At 73.8% G+C, this 24907-nt stretch carries 20 protein-coding genes; 9 read left to right on the plus strand and 11 right to left on the minus strand.

Annotated features, from left to right (window positions below):
• Positions 1 to 245 precede the first annotated feature (245 nt).
• Positions 246 to 3086, plus strand: a complete 2841-nt coding sequence (locus ACF09J_RS17350; protein ID WP_392306273.1) for an AAA family ATPase — start codon at positions 246 to 248, stop codon at positions 3084 to 3086.
• A 307-nt stretch (positions 3087 to 3393) separates the two neighbouring features.
• The gene (locus tag ACF09J_RS17355) at positions 3394 to 4176 is read left to right on the plus strand and encodes a S1 family peptidase (RefSeq protein ID WP_392306274.1); all 783 of its coding nucleotides are present in this window, start codon (positions 3394 to 3396) and stop codon (positions 4174 to 4176) included.
• Positions 4177 to 4265: 89 nt separating this feature from the next.
• Here the strand turns inward: ACF09J_RS17355 and ACF09J_RS17360 are convergent, their stop codons facing one another.
• Genes ACF09J_RS17360 through ACF09J_RS17370 form a run of 3 tightly spaced genes read right to left on the minus strand, consistent with a single transcriptional unit; the run spans position 4266 to position 6595 of the window.
• On the minus strand, positions 4266 to 5396 hold the full coding sequence (locus ACF09J_RS17360; RefSeq protein WP_392306275.1) for a winged helix DNA-binding domain-containing protein: 1131 nt from the start codon (positions 5394 to 5396) through the stop codon (positions 4266 to 4268).
• A gap of 45 nt (positions 5397 to 5441) precedes the next feature.
• Positions 5442 to 5939: a TIGR03668 family PPOX class F420-dependent oxidoreductase gene (locus tag ACF09J_RS17365; protein WP_392306276.1), complete on the minus strand. Its 498-nt coding sequence runs from the start codon at positions 5937 to 5939 to the stop codon at positions 5442 to 5444.
• 14 nt (positions 5940 to 5953) lie between these two features.
• Positions 5954 to 6595 (minus strand): phosphoribosyltransferase, encoded by a 642-nt coding sequence (locus ACF09J_RS17370; protein ID WP_392306277.1) that lies wholly within the window; start codon positions 6593 to 6595, stop codon positions 5954 to 5956.
• 149 nt (positions 6596 to 6744) lie between these two features.
• Here ACF09J_RS17370 and ACF09J_RS17375 point away from each other — a divergent pair, with 149 nt between their 5' ends.
• The 3 genes from ACF09J_RS17375 (at position 6745) to ACF09J_RS17385 (ending at position 8514) form a co-directional block, all read left to right on the plus strand.
• The gene (locus tag ACF09J_RS17375) at positions 6745 to 7047 is read left to right on the plus strand and encodes a DUF3040 domain-containing protein (RefSeq protein ID WP_392306278.1); all 303 of its coding nucleotides are present in this window, start codon (positions 6745 to 6747) and stop codon (positions 7045 to 7047) included.
• A gap of 122 nt (positions 7048 to 7169) precedes the next feature.
• Positions 7170 to 7955, plus strand: a complete 786-nt coding sequence (locus ACF09J_RS17380; protein WP_392306279.1) for a polysaccharide deacetylase family protein — start codon at positions 7170 to 7172, stop codon at positions 7953 to 7955.
• Positions 7956 to 8073: 118 nt separating this feature from the next.
• Positions 8074 to 8514 (plus strand): SRPBCC family protein, encoded by a 441-nt coding sequence (locus ACF09J_RS17385; RefSeq protein WP_392306280.1) that lies wholly within the window; start codon positions 8074 to 8076, stop codon positions 8512 to 8514.
• 16 nt (positions 8515 to 8530) lie between these two features.
• Here the strand turns inward: ACF09J_RS17385 and ACF09J_RS17390 are convergent, their stop codons facing one another.
• The 5 genes from ACF09J_RS17390 to ACF09J_RS17410 form a co-directional block, all read right to left on the minus strand.
• Positions 8531 to 9682: an XdhC family protein gene (locus ACF09J_RS17390; protein ID WP_392306281.1), complete on the minus strand. Its 1152-nt coding sequence runs from the start codon at positions 9680 to 9682 to the stop codon at positions 8531 to 8533.
• 60 nt (positions 9683 to 9742) lie between these two features.
• Positions 9743 to 11200 (minus strand): NCS2 family permease, encoded by a 1458-nt coding sequence (locus ACF09J_RS17395; RefSeq protein WP_392306282.1) that lies wholly within the window; start codon positions 11198 to 11200, stop codon positions 9743 to 9745.
• Positions 11201 to 11357: 157 nt separating this feature from the next.
• A complete protein-coding gene (locus tag ACF09J_RS17400) occupies positions 11358 to 13778 on the minus strand; it encodes a xanthine dehydrogenase family protein molybdopterin-binding subunit (protein ID WP_392306283.1) in 2421 nt (806 codons plus the stop codon).
• 2 nt (positions 13779 to 13780) lie between these two features.
• Positions 13781 to 14347: a (2Fe-2S)-binding protein gene (locus ACF09J_RS17405; protein ID WP_392306284.1), complete on the minus strand. Its 567-nt coding sequence runs from the start codon at positions 14345 to 14347 to the stop codon at positions 13781 to 13783.
• Positions 14347 to 15246: an FAD binding domain-containing protein gene (locus tag ACF09J_RS17410; RefSeq protein WP_392306285.1), complete on the minus strand. Its 900-nt coding sequence runs from the start codon at positions 15244 to 15246 to the stop codon at positions 14347 to 14349. Before ACF09J_RS17410 ends, ACF09J_RS17405 begins: the two co-directional genes overlap by 1 nt.
• Before the next feature lie 354 nt (positions 15247 to 15600).
• On the opposite strand from ACF09J_RS17410, the gene ACF09J_RS17415 reads away from it, so the two are divergent.
• On the plus strand, positions 15601 to 17310 hold the full coding sequence (locus tag ACF09J_RS17415) for a PucR family transcriptional regulator (RefSeq protein ID WP_392306286.1): 1710 nt from the start codon (positions 15601 to 15603) through the stop codon (positions 17308 to 17310).
• Between the two features lie 167 nt (positions 17311 to 17477).
• Positions 17478 to 18254: a hypothetical protein gene (locus tag ACF09J_RS17420; protein WP_392306287.1), complete on the plus strand. Its 777-nt coding sequence runs from the start codon at positions 17478 to 17480 to the stop codon at positions 18252 to 18254.
• Between the two features lie 998 nt (positions 18255 to 19252).
• On the opposite strand, the gene ACF09J_RS17425 is transcribed toward ACF09J_RS17420, so the two are convergent.
• Positions 19253 to 20074: a GntR family transcriptional regulator gene (locus ACF09J_RS17425; protein ID WP_392306288.1), complete on the minus strand. Its 822-nt coding sequence runs from the start codon at positions 20072 to 20074 to the stop codon at positions 19253 to 19255.
• Between the two features lie 164 nt (positions 20075 to 20238).
• On the opposite strand from ACF09J_RS17425, the gene ACF09J_RS17430 reads away from it, so the two are divergent.
• Both ACF09J_RS17430 and ACF09J_RS17435 read left to right on the plus strand, forming a co-directional pair.
• On the plus strand, positions 20239 to 21072 hold the full coding sequence (locus tag ACF09J_RS17430) for a (2Fe-2S)-binding protein (RefSeq protein ID WP_392306289.1): 834 nt from the start codon (positions 20239 to 20241) through the stop codon (positions 21070 to 21072).
• Positions 21073 to 21398: 326 nt separating this feature from the next.
• Complete coding sequence (locus ACF09J_RS17435; protein ID WP_392306290.1) at positions 21399 to 22436, plus strand: DUF2637 domain-containing protein; 1038 nt, start codon at positions 21399 to 21401, stop codon at positions 22434 to 22436.
• A 64-nt stretch (positions 22437 to 22500) separates the two neighbouring features.
• Here ACF09J_RS17435 and ACF09J_RS17440 read toward each other — a convergent pair whose 3' ends face one another.
• Positions 22501 to 23007 carry an ATP-binding protein gene (locus ACF09J_RS17440; RefSeq protein ID WP_392306291.1) on the minus strand — a complete coding sequence of 169 codons (507 nt, stop codon included), beginning with the start codon at positions 23005 to 23007 and terminating at the stop codon, positions 22501 to 22503.
• A gap of 137 nt (positions 23008 to 23144) precedes the next feature.
• Complete coding sequence (locus ACF09J_RS17445; RefSeq protein ID WP_392306292.1) at positions 23145 to 24887, minus strand: pyruvate dehydrogenase; 1743 nt, start codon at positions 24885 to 24887, stop codon at positions 23145 to 23147.
• Positions 24888 to 24907 lie beyond the last annotated feature (20 nt).

Here is a 24907-nt window from a genome sequence, read left to right on the forward strand (position 1 = left end):
CTTCGGCGTGCCCGCGCGCGGGTCCCGGCGGATCTTGGGGGTTCCCGTCTCCGGGGCGGCGGCAGGCTCACCAGGGGGTGGGGCACCCGGCAGACACGGCCGGGTGCGCGCGCTCGTATTCATTCAGTGGTGCTTTGAATATGGCCATGCCACGGGCGCTGTTATTTCGCTCACCTCCCCGGCTGTCCGAAATTCACGGGCGGGTTGCCTAGAATTTGGCCCGAACACGACACTCGAGGGGAGCGGTGACCGTGCGACGGGACTTCAAGGGCCCTGCGAACTGCCGTTCCGAGCTGGTCATCGGCCAGGAGGAGCCGTCCGCGGCGGCGCGGGAGCAGCTCGCGCGCGGTGGGAGTGTGCTGCTGCACGGGCCCGCCGGAATAGGAAAGTCGACGGTGCTGCGGGCATTGGCCGCGGAATACGCCCCGAGCGCCCGCACCGTGTTGCGCTGCTCCGCCACCGAGTCCGAATCCCACCTGCCCTTCCTCGCCCTGGCCGACCTCTTCGGTCTGGTCCTCGACGAGGTGTCCGGCAAGCTCCCCGCCGCCCAGCACACCGCGCTGGAGTCGGCGCTCACCGGCCGCGGCGAGTCCACCCTCCAGCGCGACGGACTGGCCCTGCGCCTGGCCGTGCTCTCCACACTGCGCGCGCTCGCCGCGAAGGGCCCGGTCCTGATCGTCGCCGACGACCTCCAGTGGCTGGACCCGGCCAGCGCCGAACTGCTCGGCTTCGCCGCCCGCCGCCTCGGCGAGACGCCCGTGCAGATGCTGTGCGCGGTGCGGACCGAGGAGGAGGAGTACGACCGCCATCTGCGCGCCTGCCCGCCCGACACCCTCTCCGTCCGGCTGGGCCCCCTGACCCGTACGCAGGTCTCCGCCCTGCTCGGCCACCGCGGCTACTTCGACCTGCCCCGCTCCACCGTCCGCGACATCCACCGCACCAGCGGCGGCAACCCCCTGTTCGCGCTGGAGCTGGGCCGCGCCCTGGCCGAGAGCCCCACCCCGCCCCGCCCCGGCGAGCCGCTGCCGGTGCCGACGTCGCTGCGCGCCCTCGTCCTGAGCCGCCTCGAGATGCTCTCGGACGAGGCCCGCCGCACCCTGCTGGTGGCCAGTGCCGGCGCCCGCCCCACCCCCGCCCTGCTGCACGCGGCCGGCCGCGGCAACGCCGAGGCCGAGTGCGCGCAGGCCGCCGAGCTCGGTCTGCTGGCCACCGAGCCGGAGGACCCCGCCGTACGGTTCGCGCACCCGCTGATATCGGCCGCCCTGTACGCGGAGGCGCCCGCCCAGGAGCGGCGTGCCGCCCACGCCGCCCTGGCCACCGCCGCCCCCGACCCCATCGAACGCGCCCGGCACCTGGCGCTCGCCACCACCGGCACCGACCCGGAGGTGGCCGCCCGGCTCGCCGAGGCCGCCGCGCTGGCCCGGGACCGCGGCGCGCCCTCGGTGGCCGCCTCGCTGGGCCTTCTCGCCGCCCGGCACACCCCGCCCGGCAGCGGCCCCGGCCCGGACGGACGGCGGTTGCAGGCCGCCGAGGACGCCATCACCGCCGGCGAGGTGGACCTCGCCCGGGACATCGCCCGCGAGGTGCTGACCCGGGCCACCGTGCCCGCCGAACGGGTGCGGGCCTGGATGGTGGTGATCGAGTCGGCCGGCCAGGCCCTCGGCGAGGTCGACGTGGTCTTCCCGCAGGCGCTGGCCGACGCGGGCGACGACCCCCGGCTGCTCGCCCTGGTCCACTACCAGCTCGCCTGGCGCGGCCTGGTCGTGGCGGGCGACTTCGCCGAGGCCCGCCGGGAGGCCGCGCACGCCGCCGAGTTGGCGGAGCGCGGCCGGGACCGGCGCATCGAGCTGATGGCGCTCGCCTTCCAGGCCTCCACCGAGACCCTGATGGGCCATCCGAACGCCCCCACCACCATCAAGCGGGCGCTGAGGGAGCCTCAGGACCCGTACGTGGCCTGCCATCACAACGGCGTCGGCTCGGCACGCTACCGCTGGCTGCTGATGAGCGACCGGCTGCCCGAGGCCCGGGCGACCATCACCGCGCTGCTGCGCGAGGTGCGGCGGCGCGGCATGGTCGAGAGCGAGGTGCACTTCCTGCGCCTGCTCGGCGAGACCGAACTGCGCTCCGGCCACTGCGGCCGGGCCCTGGACCTGGCCCGCGAGAGTCTGCGGATGGCCCGGGACACCGGCATCGGCGAGAGCGCCTCGGCCACGCTCGCCTCCCTCGCCGAGGCGTCCGGCGGCAGCACCGACCGGGCGCTGGCGCTGGCCCGGGAGGCGGTGGGGCACGCCGAGGAGGACGGCGACCAGATGTATCTCTCGCGCGCCCTGACCGCCCTGGGGCACGCCCAGTTGGTGGCCGGGGACGACCAGGCCGCCGTGACGGCGCTGTGCCGGGTGCGGGAGCTGGAGCTGGGGCTCAACATCACCGATCCGGCGCGCGGCCGCTGGCACGGCGACCTCGCGGAGGCCCTGGTGCGGACCGGGGAGCCGGCCGAGGCCCAGCGCGTCATCGACGCGGCCCGCGAGCACGCGCTGCGGCTCGGCCGCGAGAGCGTGCTGGCCGTCCTCGACCGGTCCGAGGCTCAGGTACGCGCGGCCCGCGGCGAACGGGACGCGGCCGTGGCCCAGTTGACGTCCGCACAGGACCGGCTGGCGAAGCTCGGCAACGGTCTGGAGGAGGCCCGCGCCGCGTTCGCGCTGGCCCGGCTGCGCACCCTCGCCCCGGCCCTGGGAGCCGGCCGGGGCGGGGCCGCTGCCGTGCCGGGGCCGACGGCGTACGACGAGGCGACGCGGCTGTTCCGGCGCTGCCGCGCGCTGCCGTGGCTGCGGCGGGTGGAGGAGGCCGCGGCCGCCCGGCCCGCGCAGCAGCCTGAGGTGGCCCCGGCGGCGCTCGACGGGCTGGCGGCGATGGAGCGTCAGGTGGCCTCGCTGGTCATGGAGGGCGCGACGAACCGGGAGATCGCCGCGCGGCTGTTCGTCAGCGTCAAGACGGTGGAGGCGACCCTGACCCGGGTCTACCGCAAGCTGGGGATCCGTTCGCGCGTCGACATCGTCCGATTGGCGGCGGGCCGGCGCGCGAAGTGAGCGCGGCGCGGGTTGACTGACCGCGTGGACGACCGCAGGGACGCAGTGAGAAGCAGTGAGAACCGGCGCCGGAGCGCGCCGCCGGACGAGAGCGGGCCACCGGTGCCCGCCGGCGGTCACCGGGGCGGGACCGAGGGATTTCCCTGCCCGACTCCCCTAGGGAGTTCCCTCATTGGAGGAGGGTGGGCCCGGTCCTAGCGTAAGGGCCATGCCGCTCGCCCGGGCACACGGGACCCGAGCACGGACCCCACGGCCCCCGTACTCCCCCGCCCGCGCGATCCCCCACCGGCCTGCCCCGAGGAGACGCATGTTCGGCCTCACCCGCGCCAGACGGACCGCCACCGCGGTCGCGGTCGGCGCTGCCACGGCCGCGCTCACCGCACCCTCCGCGGCCGCTGCCCCCCGGCCGGTCGTCGGCGGCACGGCGACCACGACGGCGGAGTACCCGTTCGTCATGCAGATCACGGACACGGCCGGCGGCCAGTTCTGCGGCGGCACCCTGGTCGCGCCCACGAAGGTGGTCACCGCCGCGCACTGCGTGGTCGGCGACAGCGCGGACAGCGTGCGGGTGGTGGGCGGGCGCACCCGCCTCGACGGCACCGACGGCACGGTCGGCGAGGTCGGCGGGATCTGGTTCGACCCGGACTACACGGACGCCGTCAGCGGCGGCGACGTGGCCGTGCTCACCCTGAAGTCGCCGATGCCGTACGCCACGGCGGCCTACGTTTCTCCGACCGGCACCGGTGTGTACGCGCCCGGCATGACGGCCCGCGTCCTGGGCTGGGGCACCACCGGCGAGGACGGCGGCTCCTCCGGCGAGCTGCGGACGGCGGCGGTGCCCGTCGTGTCCGACAGCGACTGCCACGACTCCTACGGCTCCGACTTCGTCGCGAGCGACATGGTTTGCGCCGGATACCTGTCCGGCGGCGTTGACACCTGCCAGGGCGACAGCGGCGGTCCCCTGCTCATCGGGGGCGTCCTGGCAGGGATCACTTCCTGGGGCGACGGCTGTGCCGAGGCGGGCCGGCCGGGTGTCTACACCCGGCTGACCTCCTTCTCCAGCCTCGTGACCGAACAGGTCCTGACCTGAGCCCGCCCCGGTGAAAGCCAGGGGGCGTTGCGAGCCACCACGAGCGGCCCGCAACGCCCCCTCTCCAATCCCCGCGCCCGGCCCTGTCGTCACCCTCCTGCGACGGTCCCGAACCGTATGCCGTACGAGGCTCCCGGGTGCAGGGCGGCGAGCATGCGCTCGGCCTCCGCGGTCACGTCCCGCCGCTGGTCCCTGGTCAGCCGTCCGAAGGGCTCGATCACCAGGGTGTCGCCCTCCGGTTTCCACAGCCCCGCCAGGAAGCCGTCGACGAGAAGGGTGCGGTGGGCCTGGTTGCCCCGCGCGTTGCGGCCCCGGTAGGGCGCGGGCACCACGCGGGCGCGCTCGGCGTGGGAGAGGAGCAGGTTGTCGTACTCGGGCAGGAAGCGGGGCGGTGCCGGGGTGTCCGGGTCGGGACGGGGAGCGTCGGGAAGGTCGAACAGCTCGGTGCCGCCGTCGTCCCGGAAGGTCACGAGCCGGGGGCGGAGCCGTTCGAAGACGGGGCGCAGCCTGGTCAGGCCCGCCCAGGTCTGCGTGTCCCGGACGGAGGCAGGGCCGAAGGCGGCGAGGTAGCGCAGGACGGTGGCTTCCAGGGCGGCGGTGTCCCCTTCCCGGGGGGAGGGGGCCGCGGGGCGGCCGAGCCAGTGCTCGGCGGTGGTGAGGGCGACCTGCCCGCTCCTGTCCCACAGTCCGCGCGGGGTGACCTGCACCAGCGGGAGCAGGCAGCGGGCGGCGACGCCGAGGGCCTGCGGGTCGGCGTCCGGCCACCGGGCGCCGAGTGCGGCGCGCAACTGGGTCATCGTGCGCGGCTCGGCCTCGACGAGTTCGCGGACGAGGGCGGTGAGCCGGTCGAGGTCGACACCGTCCAGGCCCTTGCGGAACTGGCCAAGTTCACGCTCGCGGGCTCCCTGCACGAGCGGCCGCAGGGTGAGGCAGTCCTCGGCGGTGTGGGTGTGGACGGTCGAGCGCAGGGTGACGATGCGGACCACTTCGCGGGCGGCCATCAGCTCCGACAGCCGCTCCGGTGCGAAACCGTCGAGGCGGGCGGCGAGGGCGTAGTACGGCGGCCTGACGTTCTGCGCCTGAAGGCCCACCAGGTGCTCCACGGCCGCCCCGGCCGGCAGCGGCGCGCGGCGCAGCAGCAACTGCCGGGCGAGGGTGGCCCGGTTGAGGGCGCGCACGCCCAGCACGGGGGCCGACGCGGTGGTCGTCGTCTTCGTCATGTCCGCACGGTAACGGCCGATGAGGACAGTATCCGTCCTCTTTCGTCAGGGACCTGGCCGCCCTTCGCCGGGGCCCCGGTCGCCGGCGGCGGGCGGCGGTTCGGTGGCGTACCAGCCCGTCCAGCGGCGGACGGTGATCGCGATCACCGGTCCGTGCGGTGGGATCTCGCGGTACTGCGGGTACTTGCGCAGCAGCCGGGCGAGCGCGGTGCCGTACTCCACCACGGTCCGTTCGTCCTCCGCGCCGGGCGGCACGATCCGGGCGTCGCCGTCGGCGCGGGCCCACCACAGGCGGCCCCAGTCCTCGTCGTAGTCGTCCACCAGCAGGGACACGGACCCGGTGGCCTCGATGTCGCGCAGCCGTCCGAGCCGGGTCGTGGTCTTCGGCTTGCGGTCGACGGCCGTCACGAGGCCGTCGTCGCCGAGCGCGGCGAACACCGTGGGCACCAGGTGCGGGCGTCCTGCCGCGTCCACCGTGGCCAGCCGCGCCACCCGGGCGGCGAGAAACCGGCGGCGCGCCTCGCCGGGGTCCATGCGGGGCACGGGCGTGCCTCCTCTCAGCCGTCCCTCAGGGCCCGCAGCACCTCCTCGTCCGTCAACTGCTCGAAGTCGTCGTACCAGACGCCCACGGCCGTGAAGGAGGGCGGCTGGTGGAGGCAGACCAGTTCGTCGGCCTCGCCGCTCAGCGCCCGTACGGCCTCGGGTGCGCCGACGGGGACGGCGAGGACGGTGCGCGCGGGCGCGGCGCGCCGTACGTGCCGCAGGGCGGCGCGGGCCGTGGAGCCGGTGGCCAGGCCGTCGTCGACGACGATCGCGGTGCGGCCGCGCAGGTCGGGGGCCGGGCGGCCGTGGCGGTAGCGGTGGGTGCGGCGGCGCAGTTCGGCGCGTTCGCGTTCGACCACCGGGGCGAGGTCCTCCTCGGTGAGGCCGAGCAGGTGCAGGGCGGTCTTGTCGAACAGCGGCGGGTCGTCCCCGGCGATCGCGCCGAGGCCGTACTCCTCCTGCGAGGGGGCGCCGATCTTGCGGACCACGACGACGTCCAGCGGAGCGTCCAGCGCCCGCGCGACCTCACGGGCCACCGCGACGCCGCCGCGGGGCAGCGCCAGCACGACGGGGTCGGGCAGTGCGCCCGCCTCGTACCGGGGGCGCAGCCGTTCGGCCAGTCGCCGGCCGGCCTGCGCGCGGTCCTCGAACCTCATGGGCGTCCCTCCTTCCGCCCTGTGGCCGGGTACCCCGGGGGGCCCTTCGGGCCACATGCCGCGGGCGCCGTCCGGCGCGCCGGTTAGTCCGGGGTGGGAGGGGCAGTCGGAGAGGACTCACGGCAGACCGGTTCCCCGTAGGAGCAACAGTGTCGACAGGCCGACTCCCCGATCGCGAACAGCGGATCCTGAACGAGATAGAACGCGCCCTCAGCCGTGACCGCCGTCTGGTCCGGCGGCTGCGGTCCGGGCGCAAACGGCCGGTCCTCTCCCGGGTGGCGTCCTACGTCCCTCCGATGTGGGCCGTGGTGCTGCTGGTGGCGGCCTCGCTCGCTCTGCTGACGGCCGGTGCCGTCACCTCGGAGCCGGGCGTGATCTGGGCGTTCGCGGCGGTGTGGCCGGTGACGCTGTTCTCCGTGCTGCGGCTGCTGTGCCGCCGGGCGGAGTCCTGACGCACCACCCGCCGGGCCCGGTCACCGCCGTGGCGCCCCCTCGGCCGGCTCAGGCCGACGCTTGGATCGTTTATTCGCCCCCACTATGAACCGCGTATATACCCGCAGCGTATAGTCCCGGCATGCCTTGTGCGACCAGGAAGACGAAGAAGACGGGGGCCCGGTTCCGGGCAACGGCGGCTCTGACGGCGCTGGCGGCCGCCTGCATGACACTCACCGGCTGCGCCGCCGACAGCACGGCGCCGAGCGACGCCCGGGCGCACCCCGCGGCGGGCGCGCCGGCCGGATTCGGCACGGTGGACTGCCGGCACGCGAAGTGCATCGCGCTGACCTTCGACGCGGGGCCGAGCGAGAACTCGGCGCGGCTGCTGGACATCCTCAAGGAGAAGCAGGTACCGGCGACCTTCTTCCTGCTCGGCGCCCGGCACATCGAGAAGTACCCGGAGCTGGTCGTGCGCATGGCCGCCGAGGGCCACGAGGTGGCGAACCACACCTGGGACCACCAGATCCTGACCCGGATTCCGGCGGACCGCGTACGCGAGGAGATACAGCGCCCGAACGAGGAGATAGAGCGGCTGACCGGGCGCAAGCCGACCCTGATGCGCCCGCCGCAGGGCCGCACCGACGACACCGTGCACCGGATCTGCAAGGAACTGGGCATGTCCGAGGTCCTGTGGAGCGTGACCGCCAAGGACTACACGACGACCGACTCCGCGCTGATCACCCGGCGCGTCCTCGACCAGTCCTCCCGGGACGGGATCATCCTGCTGCACGACATCTACGCGGGCACGGTGCCCGCGGTGCCCGGGATCATCGACGCGCTGAAGGAGCGGGGGTACGTCTTCGTCACGGTTCCGCAGTTGCTGGCACCGGGCAGGGCGGAGCCGGGGAAGGTCTACCGGCCGTAGCCACGGTCCCTCACCTTTCGCAGGGCGGCCGGTCCGCGGTGCGCCCGGGCGCTCGGCCAACCGTGTGAGCGGGGGACGAACGCGCGGGAGGACGCCCCCGATTGCCTACGATCGTGCCGTGGTCAACTTCTCGCTCGAACGCACCGCGCCGCTCCCCCTCGACGAGGCGTGGCGGCGGATCACGCGGTGGTCGCGGCACGCCGACACGGTGCCGCTGACCCGTATCCACGTGGTCACGCCCGCGCCGACCCGCGAGGGCACGGTGTTCGTGGCCCGTTCAGGGATCGGTCCGCTCGGCTTCGACGATCCGATGGAGGTCACCGTCTGGCGTCCGCCGGCCGACGGCGAGCCGGGGCTGTGCCGGGTGGAGAAGCGGGGCCGGGTGGTGCGGGGCTGGGCCGAGTTCGAGGTGCGGCCCGGCCCCGGGGGCCGTACCCGGGTGGTGTGGCGGGAGGAGCTGCGGGTCCGCTTCCTGCCGGGCCTGTTCGACGAGCCCCTGCGCGGCGCGGCCCGTTCGGTGTTCGGACGGGCGCTGAACCGGCTGCTCAGACAGCCCTGACCGAGCCGACGTGCCGTCAGGCCACCGAGCCGATCCGCCCGTTGGCCGCGGGCACTGCGTCGTGGTGGATCGGGGTGTGCGCTCCGGTGAGGGACACCCCGCTGCCACCGCGCCGGGCGGCGACGATCTCGGAGGCGATCGACAGGGCCGTCTCCTCCGGCGTACGGGCACCGAGATCGAGACCGATCGGGGACCGCAACCGCGCCAACTCCAGCTCCGTCACGCCGACTTCGCGCAGCCGGCGGTTGCGGTCGAGGTGGGTGCGGCGGGAGCCCATGGCGCCGACGTAGGCCACCGGGAGGCGCAGCGCCAGCTTGAGCAGGGGGACGTCGAACTTGGCGTCGTGGGTCAGGACGCACAGCACCGTACGGGCGTCGACCCGGGTGCGGGCGAGGTACTCGTGCGGCCACTCGACGACGATCTCGTCGGCCTCCGGGAAGCGCGCCCGGGTGGCGAAGACGGGCCGGGCGTCGCACACGGTGACGTGGAAGCCGAGGAACTTGCCGATGCGCACCAGCGCCGAGGCGAAGTCGATCGCCCCGAAGACGATCAACCGGGGCGGCGGCACCGCGGACTCGACCAGGACCGTGAGGGGGGCTCCGCAGCGCGAGCCCAGCTCACCGATCTCCAGCGTGCCGGTGCGGCCGGCGTCCAGGAAGGCGGACGCCTCGCCGGCGACCGTGCGGTCCAGCTCCGGGTGGCCGCCGAGGCCGCCCTCACGGGAACCGTCCGGGCGGACCAGCAGTGCCCGGCCCGGCAGTCCCGCCGGTCCGGACACGACCCGTGCCAGGGCCGCCGCCTGTCCCCGCGCGGCGGCGGCCAGCGCGGACGCGGCCACCGCACGGGCCGGATCGGCGGCCCGCAGCGGCGTGACGAGGATGTCGATGACGCCGCCGCAGGTCAGGCCGACGGCGAAGGCGTCCTCGTCGCTGTAGCCGAAGCGCTCCAGGACGGTCTCGCCGTCCTCCAGCGCCTGCCGGCACAGCTCGTACACGGCGCCCTCCACACAGCCGCCGGAGACGGAGCCGACGGCCGTGCCCTCGGCGTCGACCGCGAGGGCGGCACCCGGCCTGCGTGGCGCGCTGCCGCCGACGGCCACCACGGTGGCCACGGCGAAGTCGCGTCCCTGCGCGACCCACCGGTCCAGTTCCTCGGCGATGTCCAGCATCTGTCGGTCTCCTTGCGACGGTCGTGGGGAGGGCACGTCGGCGGGCGGGCGGCGCCGCGGTCAGCGCACGCCCAGCCAGCTCTCGATGGGGTGCAGTGCGAAGTACACGAGGAAGACCGCGGTCAGGCCCCACATGAAGGCGCCGATCTCCCGGGCCCTGCCCTGGGCGGACTTGATGGCTGTGTACGAGACGACACCGGCGGCGACACCCGTGGTGATGGTGTACGTGAACGGCATCAGGACCACGGTGAGGAAGACCGGGATCGCGGTGGACCGGTCGGCCCAGTCCACGTGCCGGGCGTTCATCAGCATCATGGCCCCGATGACCACCAGCGCGGCGGCGGCCACCTCCTGCGGGACGATCGCGGTGAGCGGGGTGAAGAACAGGCAGGCCGCGAAGAACAGGCCGGTGACGACGGAGGCGAGGCCCGTGCGGGCGCCCTCGCCGACGCCGGTCGCCGACTCGATGAACACGGTCTGCCCGGATCCGCCGGCGACTCCGCCGATCGCGCCGCCCGCGCCGTCGATGAACAGCGCCTTGGACAGGCCGGGCATCCGGCCCTGGTCGTCGGCCAGCTTCGCCTCGGTGCCGACGCCGATGATGGTGGCCATCGCGTCGAAGAAGCCGGCCAGGACCAGAGTGAAGACGATCATGCCGACCGTCATCGCGCCGACCTGGCCCCAGCCGCCGAACTCGACGTGCCCGAAGAGCGAGAAGTCGGGCATCGACACCGCGCTGCCGTGCAGGGCGGGCGCGCCGCCCGCCCAGGCGTCGGCCCCGACGACGCCCGCGGCGTTCAGGACGGCCGCCGCCACGGTGCCGCCGACGATGCCGATGAGGATGGCGCCGGGGACGCCGCGCGCCTGGAGCATGAAGATCAGGAGCAGGGTGCAGGCGAAGAGCAGCACCGGCCAGCCGGCGAGTTCGCCGGCCGGGCCGAGCATGAGCGGGGTGGTCTTCCCCTGGTGCACGAAGCCGGACTTGTAGAAGCCGATGAGCGCGATGAACAGGCCGATGCCGATGGTGATGCCGTGCTTGAGCGCCTGCGGGATGGCGTTCATGATCATCTCGCGCAGGCCGGTGACCACCAGCAGCATGATGACCACGCCGTAGATCACGCACATGCCCATCGCCTGCGGCCAGGTCATCTGCGGGGCGACCTGCGAGGACAGCACGCCGGAGACGGAAAGGCCGGCGGCGAGGGCGAGCGGCACCCGGCCGACGAGGCCCATCAGCAGGGTGGTGAGGGCGGCCGCGAAGGCGGTCGCGGTGATGAGGGCCTTCTGCCCGAGGGTGTCGCCGGCGGCGTCCTTGCCGGACAGGATCAGCGGGTTGAGGAGCAGGATGTACGCCATCGCCATGAAGGTGGTGACGCCGCCGCGCACTTCACGCGCGACCGTGGATCCCCGCCGGGATATGTGGAAGTAGCGGTCGAGCCAGGACCGGCCCGCCGGGACTCGGCTGCCCGCGCCCGCGTCCTCGGCGGCGGTCCTCGGCTCCACTGACTGCTGGGTCATGGGCCATCTCCCAAGGTTCACAGGGACACCCGATGCCGTGGACGGGGGCATGCGGGATCTGGGAATGGACGACCCGGGGGACGGCCCGAGACGAACAGTTGGGGTCCCCGGGGGGGGCGAACTCCCCCGGGGGTTCGGCGGTTCGGACGCCGGCGGCTCACATGCCGGTGAGATGCTCCGGCCGGACCGGCGTGCGGTTCAGCTCCAGCCCCGTCGCGTTGCGGATCGCCGCCAGGACGGCGGGCGTCGACGACAGGGTGGGGACCTCGCCGACGCCGCGCAGCCCGTACGGCGCGTGGCCGTCGGCGAGTTCGAGCACGTCGACGGGGATGGTCGGCGTGTCGAGGATGGTGGGGATGAGGTAGTCCGTGAAGGACGGGTTGCGCACCTTCGCCGTCTTCGGGTCGACGACGATCTCCTCCATGACCGCCACGCCCAGGCCCTGGGTGGTACCGCCCTGGATCTGGCCGACGACGGACAGCGGGTTGAGCGCCTTGCCGACGTCCTGGGCGCAGGCCAGCTCGATCACCTTCACCAGGCCGAGTTCGGTGTCCACCTCGACGACGGCGCGGTGCGCGGCGAAGGAGTACTGCACATGGCCGTTGCCCTGGCCGGTGCGCAGGTCGAAGGGTTCGGTCGGCCGGTGCCGCCACTCCGCCTCCACCTCGACGGCCTCGTCCTCCAGGACGTCCGCCAGGTCCGCGAGGGCCTCGCCGCCGTCGGTGACGACCTTGCCGCCCTCCAGCAGGAGTTCGGCGGTGGCCCAGGCCGGGTGGAAGGAGCCGAACCTGCGGCGCCCGATCTCCAGGACCTTCTCGCGCACCAGCTCGCAGGCGTTCTTGACGGCGCCGCCGGTGACGTACGTCTGCCGGGAGGCGGACGTCGAACCGGCGCTGCCCACCTGGGTGTCGGCGGGGTGGATGGTCACCTGGGTGACGCCCAGCTCGGTGCGGGCGATCTGCGCGTGGACGGTGACGCCGCCCTGGCCGACCTCCGCCATCGCAGTGTGCACGGTGGCGACGGGCTGACCGCCGACGACCTCCATGCGGACCTTGGCCGTGGAGTAGTCGTCGAAGCCCTCGGAGAAGCCGACGTTCTTGATGCCGACCGCGTAGCCCACCCCGCGCACGACGCCCTCGCCGTGCGTGGTGTTGGACAGGCCGCCGGGCAGCTGCCGGACGTCGGCGCCCTCGGAGCTCTCCCACTGGCGCTCCGGCGGCATCGGCATCGCCTTGACCCGGCGCAGGAGTTCGGCGACCGGGGCCGGGGAGTCGACCGGCTGCCCGGTCGGCATGATCGTGCCCTGGGACATGGCGTTGAGCTGCCGGAACTCCACCCGGTCCATGCCGACGGCGTCGGCGAGCCTGTCCATCTGCGCCTCGTAGGCGAAGCACGCCTGCACCGCGCCGAAACCGCGCATGGCGCCGCAGGGCGGGTTGTTGGTGTAGAGGGCGATGGCCTCGATGTCGACGTCGTCGACCTCGTAGGGGCCGATGCCGAGCGAGGAGGCGTTGCCGACGACCGCCGGGGAGGCGGAGGCGTACGCGCCGCCGTCCAGCACGATCCGGCACTTGACGTGGGTGAGTTTGCCGTCCTTGGTGGCCCCGTGCTCGTAGTACAGCTTGGCCGGGTGGCGGTGGACGTGCCCGAAGAAGGACTCGAACCGGTTGTAGACGATCTTGACGGGCTTGCCGGTGCGCAGCGCGAGCAGGCAGGCGTGGATCTGCATCGACAGGTCCTCGCGCCCGCCGAAGGCGCCGCCGACGCCGGACAGCGTCATGCGGACCTTCTCCGGCGGCAGGCCGAGCACCGGGGCGATCTGGCGCAGGTCGCTGTGCAGCCACTGGGTGGCGATGTAGAGGTGGACGCCGCCGTCCTCCTCGGGCACGGCGAGCCCGGACTCGGGGCCGAGGAAGGCCTGGTCCTGCATGCCGAAGTGGTACTCGCCCTTGACGACGAAGTCGGCTCTCCGCGCGGCCTCTTCGGCGTCGCCGCGGACGATCGGCTGGCGGTGGACGACGTTGGGGTGCGGGACGTGGCCCGCGTGGTGGTCGGTGCGGTTCTCGTGGACGAGGACGGCGTCCGGCGCGGTCGCGGAGGCCTCGTCGGTGATGACCGGCAGTTCCCGGTACTCCACCTTGATCTTGGCGGCGGCGCGGCGGGCGGTCTCCGGGTGGTCGGCGGCGACGACGGCGACGGGCTCGCCGTGGTGGCGGACCTTGCCGTGGGCCAGGACCGGGGTGTCCTGGATCTCCAGGCCGTAGTTCCTCACCTCGGTGGGCAGGTCGTCGTACGTCATCACGGCGTACACGCCCGGCATGGCGAGGGCCTCGGCCGTCTCGATCGAGACGATCTCGGCGTGCGCGACCGTGGAGCGCAGGATCTGGCCCCAGAGCATGTCCTCGTGCCACATGTCGGAGGAGTACGCGAACTCGCCGGTGACCTTGAGGACGCCGTCGGGGCGGAGCGTGGACTCGCCGATGCCGCCCCCGGTCCGTGAGCCCTGGGTGACCTTGGTGGGGACGCCGGTGGGGCCGCCGTCACGGCCGAACGTGGTGGAGTTCTCGGGAGAGGCCATGCTCAGACCTCCTCGGACTGCCGGGCGGCCGCCAGGCGGACCGCGTCCATGATCTTCTCGTAGCCCGTGCAGCGGCACAGGTTGCCCGACAGGGCCTCGCGGATGTCCGCGTCGCTCGGGTCGGGGTTGCGCTCCAGCATCTCGTCGGCGGCGACCAGCAGGCCCGGGGTGCAGAACCCGCACTGGACGGCGCCCGCGTCGATGAACGCCTGCTGGATCGGCGCGAGTTCACCGCCCGCGCCGGCCTGGGAGCCCCGCGCCTGCCACCGCTGGGCGTCCTCCAGTGTCGTACCGCGGCCCTGAGTGCCGCCGGACCGCTGCTCGGCGAAGTCCGCCAGGCCCTCGACGGTCACGACCTCGCGGCCCTCGGCCTGCCCGGCGGCGACCAGGCAGGAGCACACCGGCACGCCGTCCAGGCGCACCGTGCACGAGCCGCACTCGCCCTGCTCGCAGGCGTTCTTCGAGCCGGGCAGTCCCAGTCGCTCACGCAGCACGTACAGCAGCGACTCGCCCTCCCAGACGTCGTCGGCCTGCTGCGGCCGGCCGTTGACGGTGAAGTTGACGCGCATCACGCAGCGCCTCCCTTCTGACAGGCGGTGCCTCGGGCGCCGCGGTACGACTCCCAGGTCCAGGTGAGCGTCCGGCGGGCCATCACGCCCACCGCGTGGCGGCGGTAGCTCGCGGTGCCCCGGACGTCGTCGATCGGGTTGCAGGCGGCGGCGCACAGCTGCGCGAACTGCCGGGCGACCGACGGGGTGATGATCTCCCCGCTGTCCCAGAAGCCGCCCTCGTCGAGCGCCGCGTTCAGGAACTCCTCGGCGGCCTTCGCCCGGACGGGCGTGGGCGCGGCCGAGCCGATGCCGGTGCGCACCGTCCGGGTCTCCGGGTGCAGGGCGAGGCCGAAGGCGCACACGGCGATGACCATGGCGTTGCGGGTGCCGACCTTGGAGAACTGCTGCGGTCCGTCGGCCTTCCGGACGTGGACGGCGCGGATCAGCTCGTCGGGCTCCAGGGCGTTGCGCTTGACGCCGGTGTAGAAGTCGTCGATCGGGATGCGGCGGGAGCCGCGGACCGACTCCACCTCGACCTCGGCGCCGGCCGCCAGCAGCGCGGGGTGGGCGTCGCCGGCCGGGGAGGCGGTGCCGAGGTTGCCGCCGACGCCGCCGCGGTTGCGGATCTGCGGGGAGGCGACCGTGTGCGAGGCGAGCGCCAGGCCCGGCAGCTCGGCCCGCAGGTTCTCCATGATCCTCGTGTACGGAACGGAGGCGCCGAGCCGCACGGAGTCCTCTCCCACCTCCCACTCGTCGAGGTCGGAGACCCGGTTCAGGTCGAGGAGGTACTCGGGCCTGCGATGGTCGAAGTTGATCTCGACCATCACGTCGGTGCCGCCCGCGATCGGCACTGCGGCGGGGTGCTCGGCCTTCGCGGCGAGCGCCTCCTCCCAGCTTGCGGGGCGAAGGAAGTCCATGACCGGCTCTCTTCTTCGTCTCGTGAATCGTCGTGAGTCGTACGGATTGAGCCAATCCGTGTGCGGCGGGCCCGGCTCGTTCCTGTCCCTTTTACGCGGAGTGGGCCCAGTACACCGTTCACCGCTCCGGCCCGGTCAGTCACCGAAACCATGAAGGGTTTGGCTGGCCAGCGCGGGCATCTTGTAGATTCGTATGAACCGAGGTCTTCAGGAACCTCTTCCGTTCCCCTGGAAACAGCGGCGGCCGAGGGGACGCGGACTCACCTTCTGGCGGAGCTGTCGCCCGGCCGCGCGGCCGGGCCCTCGCCACATGATCCATCGTAGTTTTCTAGACACAGAACGGCGGCGACGAGAATGCGGCTGCGCGCACTGCTGGACACCGATGCGCTGGGCCTGAAGCTGCTCGGCGGGGAAGAGGAGCTGGACCGCACCGTCCGGGGTGTCATGACCACCGACCTGCGCGACCCCAGCCGCTACCTCTCCGGCGGTGAGCTGGTGCTGTCCGGGCTCGCCTGGCGCCGGGACGCCGCCGACTCCGAGCCGTTCGTACGGATCCTGGTGGGGGCCGGTGTGGCCGCCCTCGCGGCCGGTGAGGCGGAGCTGGGGCCCGTGCCCGAGGACCTGGTCGCGGCCTGCGCGCGGCACCGGCTGCCGCTGTTCGCGGTGAACGAGTCGGTGGCGTTCGCGACGATCACCGAGCACGTCGTGCGGCAGGTGTCCGGCGAGCGCGCCGGTGACCTGGCGGCCGTGGTGGAGCGGCACCGCAGGATGATGACGGCCGGCCCGGCGGGCGGCGGTCCCGACGTGGTGCTCGACCTGCTGGGCTCCGACCTGGACCTGCGGGCCTGGCTGCTCTCCCCCACCGGCCGGCTGATCGCCGGCCCGAGGGCGGCGGGTCCGGCGCTCGCCCCCGACGTGTGCGCCCGGCTCGCCGCCGAGCACCTGTCGGCCGCCCGCACCGGCCGGCGCGGGCCCCACCGGGTGGCGCTCGGCCCGACGACCTACTCCCTGTTCCCCATCCGCGGCGGCGGGCGCTCCGCACAGGCCCCCCAGGCGGCGCAGGACGTGCGCGAGACGGTGCTGTCGGACTGGCTGCTGGCCGTGGAGGCGGACGCGGGCGAGTGGCCCGACGAACGGCTGGACCTGCTCCAGGGCGTCACCCAGCTCATCGCGGTCGAACGGGACCGCCGTGAAGCGGCCCGCACGGTGCGCAGGCGGCTGGCCCAGGAGGTGCTGGAGCTGGTGCAGGCCGGCGCGCCGCCCACGGAGATCGCCGCGCGGCTGAGGGTGGCCGCGCCGGTGCTGCTGCCCGGTCTCGGGGCCGCCCCGCACTGGCAGGTGGTCGTGGCGAGCGTCGAGTGGGACGACGGGCAGGGCGGGGGCGGGCGGATCGCCCAGTCGCTCCTCGAGGAGATGCTGGTCGAGACTTCCCCGGGCTCTTCGGGCGGGGGGCAGCACGGCACCGGTCCCGAGCCCTCCGACCGGATGGCCGTCGCCCACACGGACGACGAGGCGGTCGCGCTCGTACCGCTCCCGGCCGTCTCGACCGAGCACGACGGCTCCGAGACCGGGATCCTCGCCGACGCGCTGCTGGAGTCCGTACGCGACCCGCTGTCGGCCGGCCTCGACGGCGACGGGCGGCTCACCCTGGGCGTCAGCGCGACCGTGCACTCGGCCGAGGGGCTGCGCGGGGCGCTGGAGGAGGCCCGGCACGCCCGGCGGGTGGCGGCGGCGCGCCCGGGACGCGTGTGCGCGGCCGGGCACCAGGAGCTGGCCTCCCACGTGCTGCTGCTGCCCTTCGTCCCGGACGACGTGCGCCGCGCGTTCACCGCGCGGCTGCTGGACCCGCTGCGGGAGTACGACCGCCGGCACCGCGCCGAGCTGATCCCCACCCTGGAGGCCTTCCTCGACTGCGACGGCTCCTGGACCCGCTGCGCCACGCGGCTCCACCTGCACGTCAACACGCTGCGCTACCGGGTCGGGCGTATCGAGCAGTTGACGGGTCGTGACCTGTCCCGGCTCGAGGACAAGCTGGACTTCTTCCTGGCGCTGCGCATGAGTTGAGGCCGCGGCGGACGAGGGGGGCGCGCCACCTGCGGCCTCCTCCGTCCCACGACTTTGTGAAATTTTTCACCCATCCTCTTGGCCGGGCCACGGATTTCGTGCTGAGATGCCGCCACCACTCAAGGCTCGATGGCGTGCTCGGGGAGGGCAACGTGGCGCATACCGCCATGTCTGGTAACGGAACGACCCCTGGTGACGATCCACTCCAGACCGCGGTATGGCGGCTGCGCTCACGCGCGTGCTGGGCCGACGCCGCTGCGCTGCTCCAGTCGGCCACCGCGGCCGCGGCGCTCCAGAGAACGGCGCTGCTGGTCGAACGCTGCCTGTACACCGAGGCGGGCTGGGAGGAGGCCGAGGAAGCGCTGCGCACCGCGGAGGCGCTGGCCGACACCGACGAGGAGCGGGGCGCCGCCGCTTGTGAACGCGGGTACCTTGCCTACGCGGCCACGCTGCACGGCGTACGGGACCGGGCGGACGAGGCGCGCTCGGCGCTCGGCCGGGCCGCGGCGCTGGTGCCGCCCGGGGCCCCGGGGCGGGCCCTGCTGGACTTCCGGCGCGGTCTGATCGCGGAGAACCTCACCCGGTCCCCGCAGGCCGCGCATGCCGCGTTCCGCCGCGCGCACGCGGGCGCGCTCGCCCACGCCGACCCGCTGCTGCTCTCCTCCACCTGGCGCCATCTGGCCGGACTGGCGCTGCGGGACGGCGAGTTGACCGAGGCCCGCAACGGCTTCGCCGAATCGCTCCGCATCCGCGAGGAACTGGGCTACCTCGTCGGCACGGCCCCGGCCCTGGTCTCCCTCGCCGACACGGAATCCGAACCGGAGGCCTCCCGCCTCCGCGAGGAGGCCCGCCGCCTCTTCCGCCTCCTGGGCGGCGTACCGACCTGGCTGACCCACCAACTCACACCGGCCACCCCACCGACACCGGGGGCGGCGACGGTCTGAGCAAGCCACGGCCCGCGCCCCGCCGGGGCGGAGGACGCAAGCGCGCGCCCGACAGCCCGAGGCGCACGCACCGCGCTTCGGCCCCGCTGGGGCCCCGGGCCGCACTCGGCCCGGCTGGGGCCCCGGGCCGCACTCGACCGAACGGGCACACGTGCCACGCACGGCCCGAGCGGGGCACGAGGTGCACGCAGTCCGCTCGGAGTACGCGAGCCGCGCTCAACCCGAGCGGGAGGCCTGACCGCACGGGCCGCAGCGGAGGGCGTGGCCCGCGCCGCCCCGAGTAGGGGCCGAGGCCCGCACTCACCGCGAGCAGGGCCCACCACCCGCGCTCACGGCGAGCGGGGCCCGGCAGTCTTCGGTCTCAACGGCGGCGCGAGCCGCACTCGGCCCGGAGCGGGGCCCTGGCGGTGGTCGGCCCGAGCGGGGGCACGGACAGGGCTCGGGTGGCGGCTCTGGCAGCGCTCAGGCCAAGCGGGAACGTGGACCGCTCCCCGCCCGGGCCGAGGACGTAGGCCGCCGCCGGCGGCCCGAGGGCGCCCACCGCACCGCGCTGCGGCCCGGCTGGGGCCCCGGGCCGCACTCGACCGAACGGGCACACGTGCCACGCACGGCCCGAGCGGGGCACGAGGTGCGCGCAGTCCGCTCGGAGTACGCGAGCCGCGCTCAACCCGAGCGGGAGGCCTGACCGCACGGGCCGCAGCGGAGGGCGTGGCCCGCGCCGCCCCGAGTAGGGGCCGAGGCCCGCACTCACCGCGAGCAGGGCCCACCACCCGCGCTCACGGCGAGCGGGGCCCGGCAGTCTTCGGTCTCAACGGCGGCGCGAGCCGCAGACGACCCCAGCGGAGGGCCTGAACCCCAGGCACGGCACGAGCGGGGCGCCGGGCCCGCACTCGACCCCAGCGAAAGGGCCTGGGCCGGGGCTTGACCTGAGCGGGGGGTCGGGCCCGTAGTCGGCACGAGCGGGGGGCGGGGTGTACTCCGTTCGCGCCCTCGGGGCGCTAGTCCGCTCCTGCGAAGTGTTCGGTGGCCAGGGTGCGGACCACGTCGACGTCGCGGGCTACGAGGGCGTCCAGGAGGGCGGTGTGTTCGGAGGCGTCGGCGAGGAGGTCGGCGCGGGCCGGGCGGGCGGGGCCGCCGACGAGCGGCCACTGCGCGCGGCGGTGCAGGTCCTCGGCGATCTGGACGAGCTGCTCGTTCCCGGAGAGGGACAGCACCGCGCTGTGGAAGGCGCGGTCGGCCTCGGCGTAGGTCGCCCGGCAGCCGGAGGACGCGGCCCGCACGGTGGCCTCGGCGAGCGGCCGCAGCTCGGCCCAGCGCTCGACGGGCACGCGGCGGGCCAGCCGCAGCATCACCGGCACCTCCAGCAGGGCCCGCACCTCGGCCAGTTCGGCGAGCTCGCGGTCCCCGCGCTCGATCACCCGGAAGCCGCGGTTGGGCACGACCTCCACGGCGCCCTCCAGCGTGAGCTGCTGCATCGCCTCGCGCACGGGGGTCGCGGACACCCCGAACCGCTCGCCGAGCGCGGGCGCCGAGTAGACCTCGCCGGGCTTCAGCTCCCCCGCCACCAGCGCGGTGCGCAGGGCCTGCAGGATCTGGCCGCGCACGGAGGAGCGCCGTACGAGGGGCCGGGGGCCCGGCACGGGCGGTTCGCCGTGCGTGTGCTCGCCGCGTGCGCCGGTCCCCGGAAGGTCCGCCGCGGCCATCGGCTCCTGCTCGCTCCGCGGGTCCCCGGCCCGCGGCTGGCTCGGCACGCGGGGCACGGCGCCCCCGCCGGCCCGGGAGGTCCGGATGCCGGTGGAGTCCTGCGCGCCCTGCTTCACGGTTCTCCTCCGGGCTTGGGGTGCTTGAGGTGCTTGTGGTCATTACGGCCGGTTGTCGCCCGGCCGTCAAGCACCTTAGGCACTGTAGGCCAAGGCTTCACATTCCGATTCGGTGAAGTAAGGTAAGGCTTACCTACAGTCGATGCGAAAACGGTGGACCCGGCATGCCTGTGCCCCTTTCGGCCGTGGCGGACGCCTACGCCCGTCTCGCCGAGGTCTTCCCCGGCCTCACGGTGACGGAGCCCGGCCCCGGCGAGCCCGTCCCGGACGGCGGCGGCTGGACCTCGGCCGCCACCCTCGCGGCGGGCGGGACCGGCCTGGACGCCTTCCTGGCCTGGGACGACGCCCAGGTGCTGCGGGACTACGGCACACCCGCCCGCCCGGACGTCGTGGCGAGCTTCGGACTGCACCGCTACGCCTGGCCCGCCTGCCTGCTGTTCACCGTGCCGTGGTTCCTGCACCGCCGGGTGCCGCGCCTGCCCGCGACCCACGTCTCCTACGACCGGGCCGCCGGCCGCATGGCCGTACGCCCCACCGCCTTCGCCTGCCTGCCGGGCGACCCCGCGGCCGCGCTGCCCGGCGCGCGCGTCGTGCCCGACGAGGAGGCGCTGCGGGCCGAACTGCGCGCGGCCGTCGCCGAGCACCTGGAGCCCGTACTGGCCGGATTCGGCCCGCGGATGCGCCGGCGCGGGCGCGCCCTGTGGGGCATGGCGACCGACGAGGTCGTCGAGGGGCTCTGGTACGTCGCCCATCTGCTCGGCGAGCAGCGGCGGGCGATGCGCGAACTGGAGCTGCTGCTGCCGGGAGCGACCCGGCCGTACGTCGGATCCGCCGCCTTCCGTGAGCTGACCGGGCCGGACGGCAAATCACTGCCCACCCGCGACCGGGCGAGCTGCTGCATGTTCTACACCGTGCGCCCCGAGGACCTCTGCGTCACCTGCCCACGCACCCGCGACGCGGACCGGATCGCCAAACTGACGGCCGCCGCCGCGGGTTGAACCCCCGTCACACGGGAACGAACCCGCCCCGGCGGTCCGGCGCGCCCCCGCCATCGCGTAAGATCACCTGCGACTGGGACACCCACAAGGTCACAGGTGATTCACAAAACCCTCACCTGCCGCGGGAACTATCCGCGGAACCATCCGTACGGGTAGTCTTATTCGAACTCAACTCCCGCCCCTCAAGCGGCAGTTCGAGCAGAACGCCGCCCCGGGCATCCCCTTGCACCTCCTTGGCGGCCTCTTGCCCCGAAAACCCCTGAGGGCCGACGGGATTGGGCCACTATGGCGGGCGTTACGCCCTATCCCAATGCAAGGGACCCCAGATGAGACTGACCGACATATCGCTGAACTGGCTGCTTCCGGGCGCCGTGCTGCTCCTGGGCGTGCTGACGGCGGTTGCGGTGCTCGTGCGCGGCAAGCGCTCCTCCGGGGAGAACGCGAGCGCGGACGACTCGTGGGAGCGCAGCGAGGAGCGCCGCAGGCGCAAGGAGGCCGTCTACGGCACCGCCTCCTACGTGCTGCTGTTCTGCTGTGCGGCGGTGGCCGCCGCGCTCTCCTTCCACGGCCTGGTCGGCTTCGGCGAGCAGAACCTCGGCCTGAGCGACGGCTGGCAGTACCTGGTGCCGTTCGGCCTGGACGGCGCGGCGATGTTCTGTTCCGTGCTCGCGGTGCGCGAGGCCAGCCACGGTGACGCGGCGCTCGGTTCCCGGATACTCGTGTGGATGTTCGCCGCCGCCGCGGCCTGGTTCAACTGGGTGCACGCGCCCAGGGGCCTCGACCACGCGGGGGCGCCGCACTTCTTCGCGGGCATGTCGCTCTCGGCGGCGGTCCTGTTCGACCGCGCGCTGAAGCAGACCCGCCGGGCCGCCCTGCGCGAGCAGGGCCTGGTGCCTCGCCCGCTGCCGCAGATCCGCATAGTGCGCTGGCTGCGGGCGCCCCGCGAGACCTACAGGGCCTGGTCGCTGATGCTCCTGGAGGGCGTGCGCAGCCTGGACGAGGCGGTCGACGAGGTGCGCGAGGACCAGCGCCAGAAGACGGAGAACCGGCGGCTGCGGCGCGATCAGGAGCGCATGGAGCGGGCGCAGTTGAAGGCGCTCAGCCGGGGCCACCGCGGCTTCGTCGGGCGCGGCGGCCGGCAGACGGAGCAGCAGTCCCTGGAGCGCGGCTCCAGCCAGGTCACCGCGGAGCCTGCCATAGCGGCGGCGGAGCTTCCGGCGCTCACGCGTCCGTCCCTTCAGCCCGTCCGCAAGGGCTCCGAGAGCAGCGCCGTCGACCTCACCGCGGAGGACGACACAATGGCCCTGCCGCGTCTCGACTCCCTGGAGCGCAAGCTCAAGGACCTGGAGCAGCAGTTCGGCTAGGAACGGGCCGAACCGATCGGTGACGGGTGGGGGCGCGGCCGTGCGGGCCGCGCCCCCACCCGTTTCACGCGGCGTCCGCGCCCAGTTCGAACCAGACGGACTTTCCGACGCCGTGCATGCACACACCCCAGGTGTCCGCGAGGGACTGCACCAGGACCAGGCCACGCCCGCCGGTGCTCTCGCCCGTCCCCTGGGCCCGGGGTCTGGGCCGGCGGGCCACGAAGTCCCTCACCTCCACGCGCAGTCCGTGCGAGGAGACGGTGGCCGTCAGGACCGCGTCGGCGTCGGTGTGGACGAGCGCGTTGGTCACCAGTTCGCTGGTGAGCAGTTCCGCGACGTCCGACGTGCCCGGCCCGCCCCAGTGGCGCAGCAGTGTGCGCAGCGCCCGTCGTGCCTCGGGCACCGCCTTGAGATCGGCCCGGCCCAGCCTGCGCCTGAGCTGGGGCGCCACGGGCCGCCCCGGTAAGTCTCCCGCGGGTCCGCCCGCCGCTCTCTCCGTGTGTTCCTCCGTCGTCCGAGCCGAGGAGGCCCCGACGGTCGCGGGACCGCCCCCTCGTGCGCGCCTGTCCATGTCCCCCGTCCGCGTGCCGATGTCGGTTCCCCTCCGGTTCGAACACGTTCACGGAGATCCATGCCCCGTCGGGCGCGGGCCAGTCATGTGGAATGGGCCACGCCCGGTTGTCCTCAGCCGGCGCAGCCCCGACAGGCTTACGGCCGGGGCACGTTGCGCAGGTTGGAGCGCGCCATCTGCACCATCCGGCCGACGCCTCCGTCGAGCACCATCTTGGAGGCCGACAGTGCGAACCCGGTGACCATCTCGGCCCTGATCTTCGGTGGGATCGACAGGGCGTTGGGGTCGGTGACGACGTCCACGAGGGCGGGGCCCTTGTGGCTGAACGCCTCCTTCAGGGCGCCGGCGAGGTGCCTGGGTTTCTCCACCCGGACGCCGTGGGCGCCGCAGGCGCGGGCGACGGCGGCGAAGTCCGGGTTCCTCAGGGCCGTCCCGTAGGAGGGCAGGCCCGCCACCATCATCTCCAACTCGACCATGCCCAGCGAGGAGTTGTTGAACAGGACGACCTTCACCGGCAGGTCGTACTGCACCAGGGTCAGGAAGTCGCCCATCAGCATGGCGAAGCCGCCGTCCCCGGACATGGACACCACCTGGCGGCCACGGTCGGTGAACTGCGCGCCGATCGCCATCGGCAGCGCGTTGGCCATCGAGCCGTGCGAGAAGGAACCGATGATGCGGCGGCGCCCGTTGGGCGAGACGTAGCGGGCGCCCCAGACGTTGCACATACCGGTGTCGATGGTGAACACGGCGTCGTCGTCGGCGACTTCGTCCAGGACGGCGGCCACGTACTCGGGGTGGATCGGGACGTGCTTGTCCACCTTCCTCGTGTACGCCTTGACGACCCCCTCCAGGGCGTCCGCGTGCCTCTTGAGCATCCGGTCCAGGAAGCGCCGGTCGTTCTTGACCCGCACCCTCGGCACGAGACAGCGCAGGGTCTCCTTCACATCGCCCCACACCGCGAGGTCGAGGCGGGAGCGGCGGCCGAGGTTCTCCGGCCGGACGTCGATCTGGGCGATCTTCACATCGGTGGGCAGGAAGGCGTTGTACGGGAAGTCCGTGCCGAGCAGGATCAGCAGGTCGCACTCGTGGGTGGCCTCGTAGGCGGCGCCGTAGCCGAGCAGTCCGCTCATGCCGACGTCGTACGGGTTGTCGTACTGGATGAACTCCTTGCCGCGCAGCGCGTGTCCGACCGGGGACTTGATCCGCTCGGCGAACTCCATCACCTCGGCGTGCGCGCCCGCGGTGCCGCTGCCGCAGAAAAGGGTGATCCGGTCGGCCTCGTCGATCATCTCGACGAGCCTGTCGATCTCGGCGTCGCCGGGCCGGACGGTGGGCCGGGAGGTGACGATGGCGGTCTCGGCGGCCCGCTCGGGCGCGGGCTCGGCGGCGATGTCGCCGGGCAGCGCGACCACGCTGACGCCGCTGCGCCCCACCGCGTTCTGGATGGCGGTCTGGAGCAGCCGGGGCATCTGCTTCGGGTTGGAGATCAGTTCGCTGTAGTGGCTGCACTCGGTGAACAGCCGCTCCGGGTGGGTCTCCTGGAAGTATCCGAGGCCGATCTCGCCCGAGGGGATGTGCGAGGCGAGGGCGAGGACCGGGGCCATGGAGCGGTGGGCGTCGTACAGGCCGTTGACGAGGTGCAGGTTGCCGGGCCCGCAGGAGCCGGCGCAGGCCGTCAGATGTCCCGTGATCTGGGCCTCGGCGCCGGCCGCGAAGGCGGCGGTCTCCTCGTGGCGGACGTGGATCCAGTCGATGGCGGCGTTGCGGCGGACCGCGTCGACGACCGGATTGAGGCTGTCCCCGACCACGCCGTACAGGCGTTTGACTCCGGCGCGGACGAGGATGTCGACGAACTGCTCTGCGACGCTCTGCTTGGCCATGGCTCTCGGGCACCCCTTCG

Origin of the sequence: Streptomyces sp. NPDC014889 (assembly GCF_043081205.1) — a bacterium.
Lineage (GTDB): Bacteria > Actinomycetota > Actinomycetes > Streptomycetales > Streptomycetaceae > Streptomyces.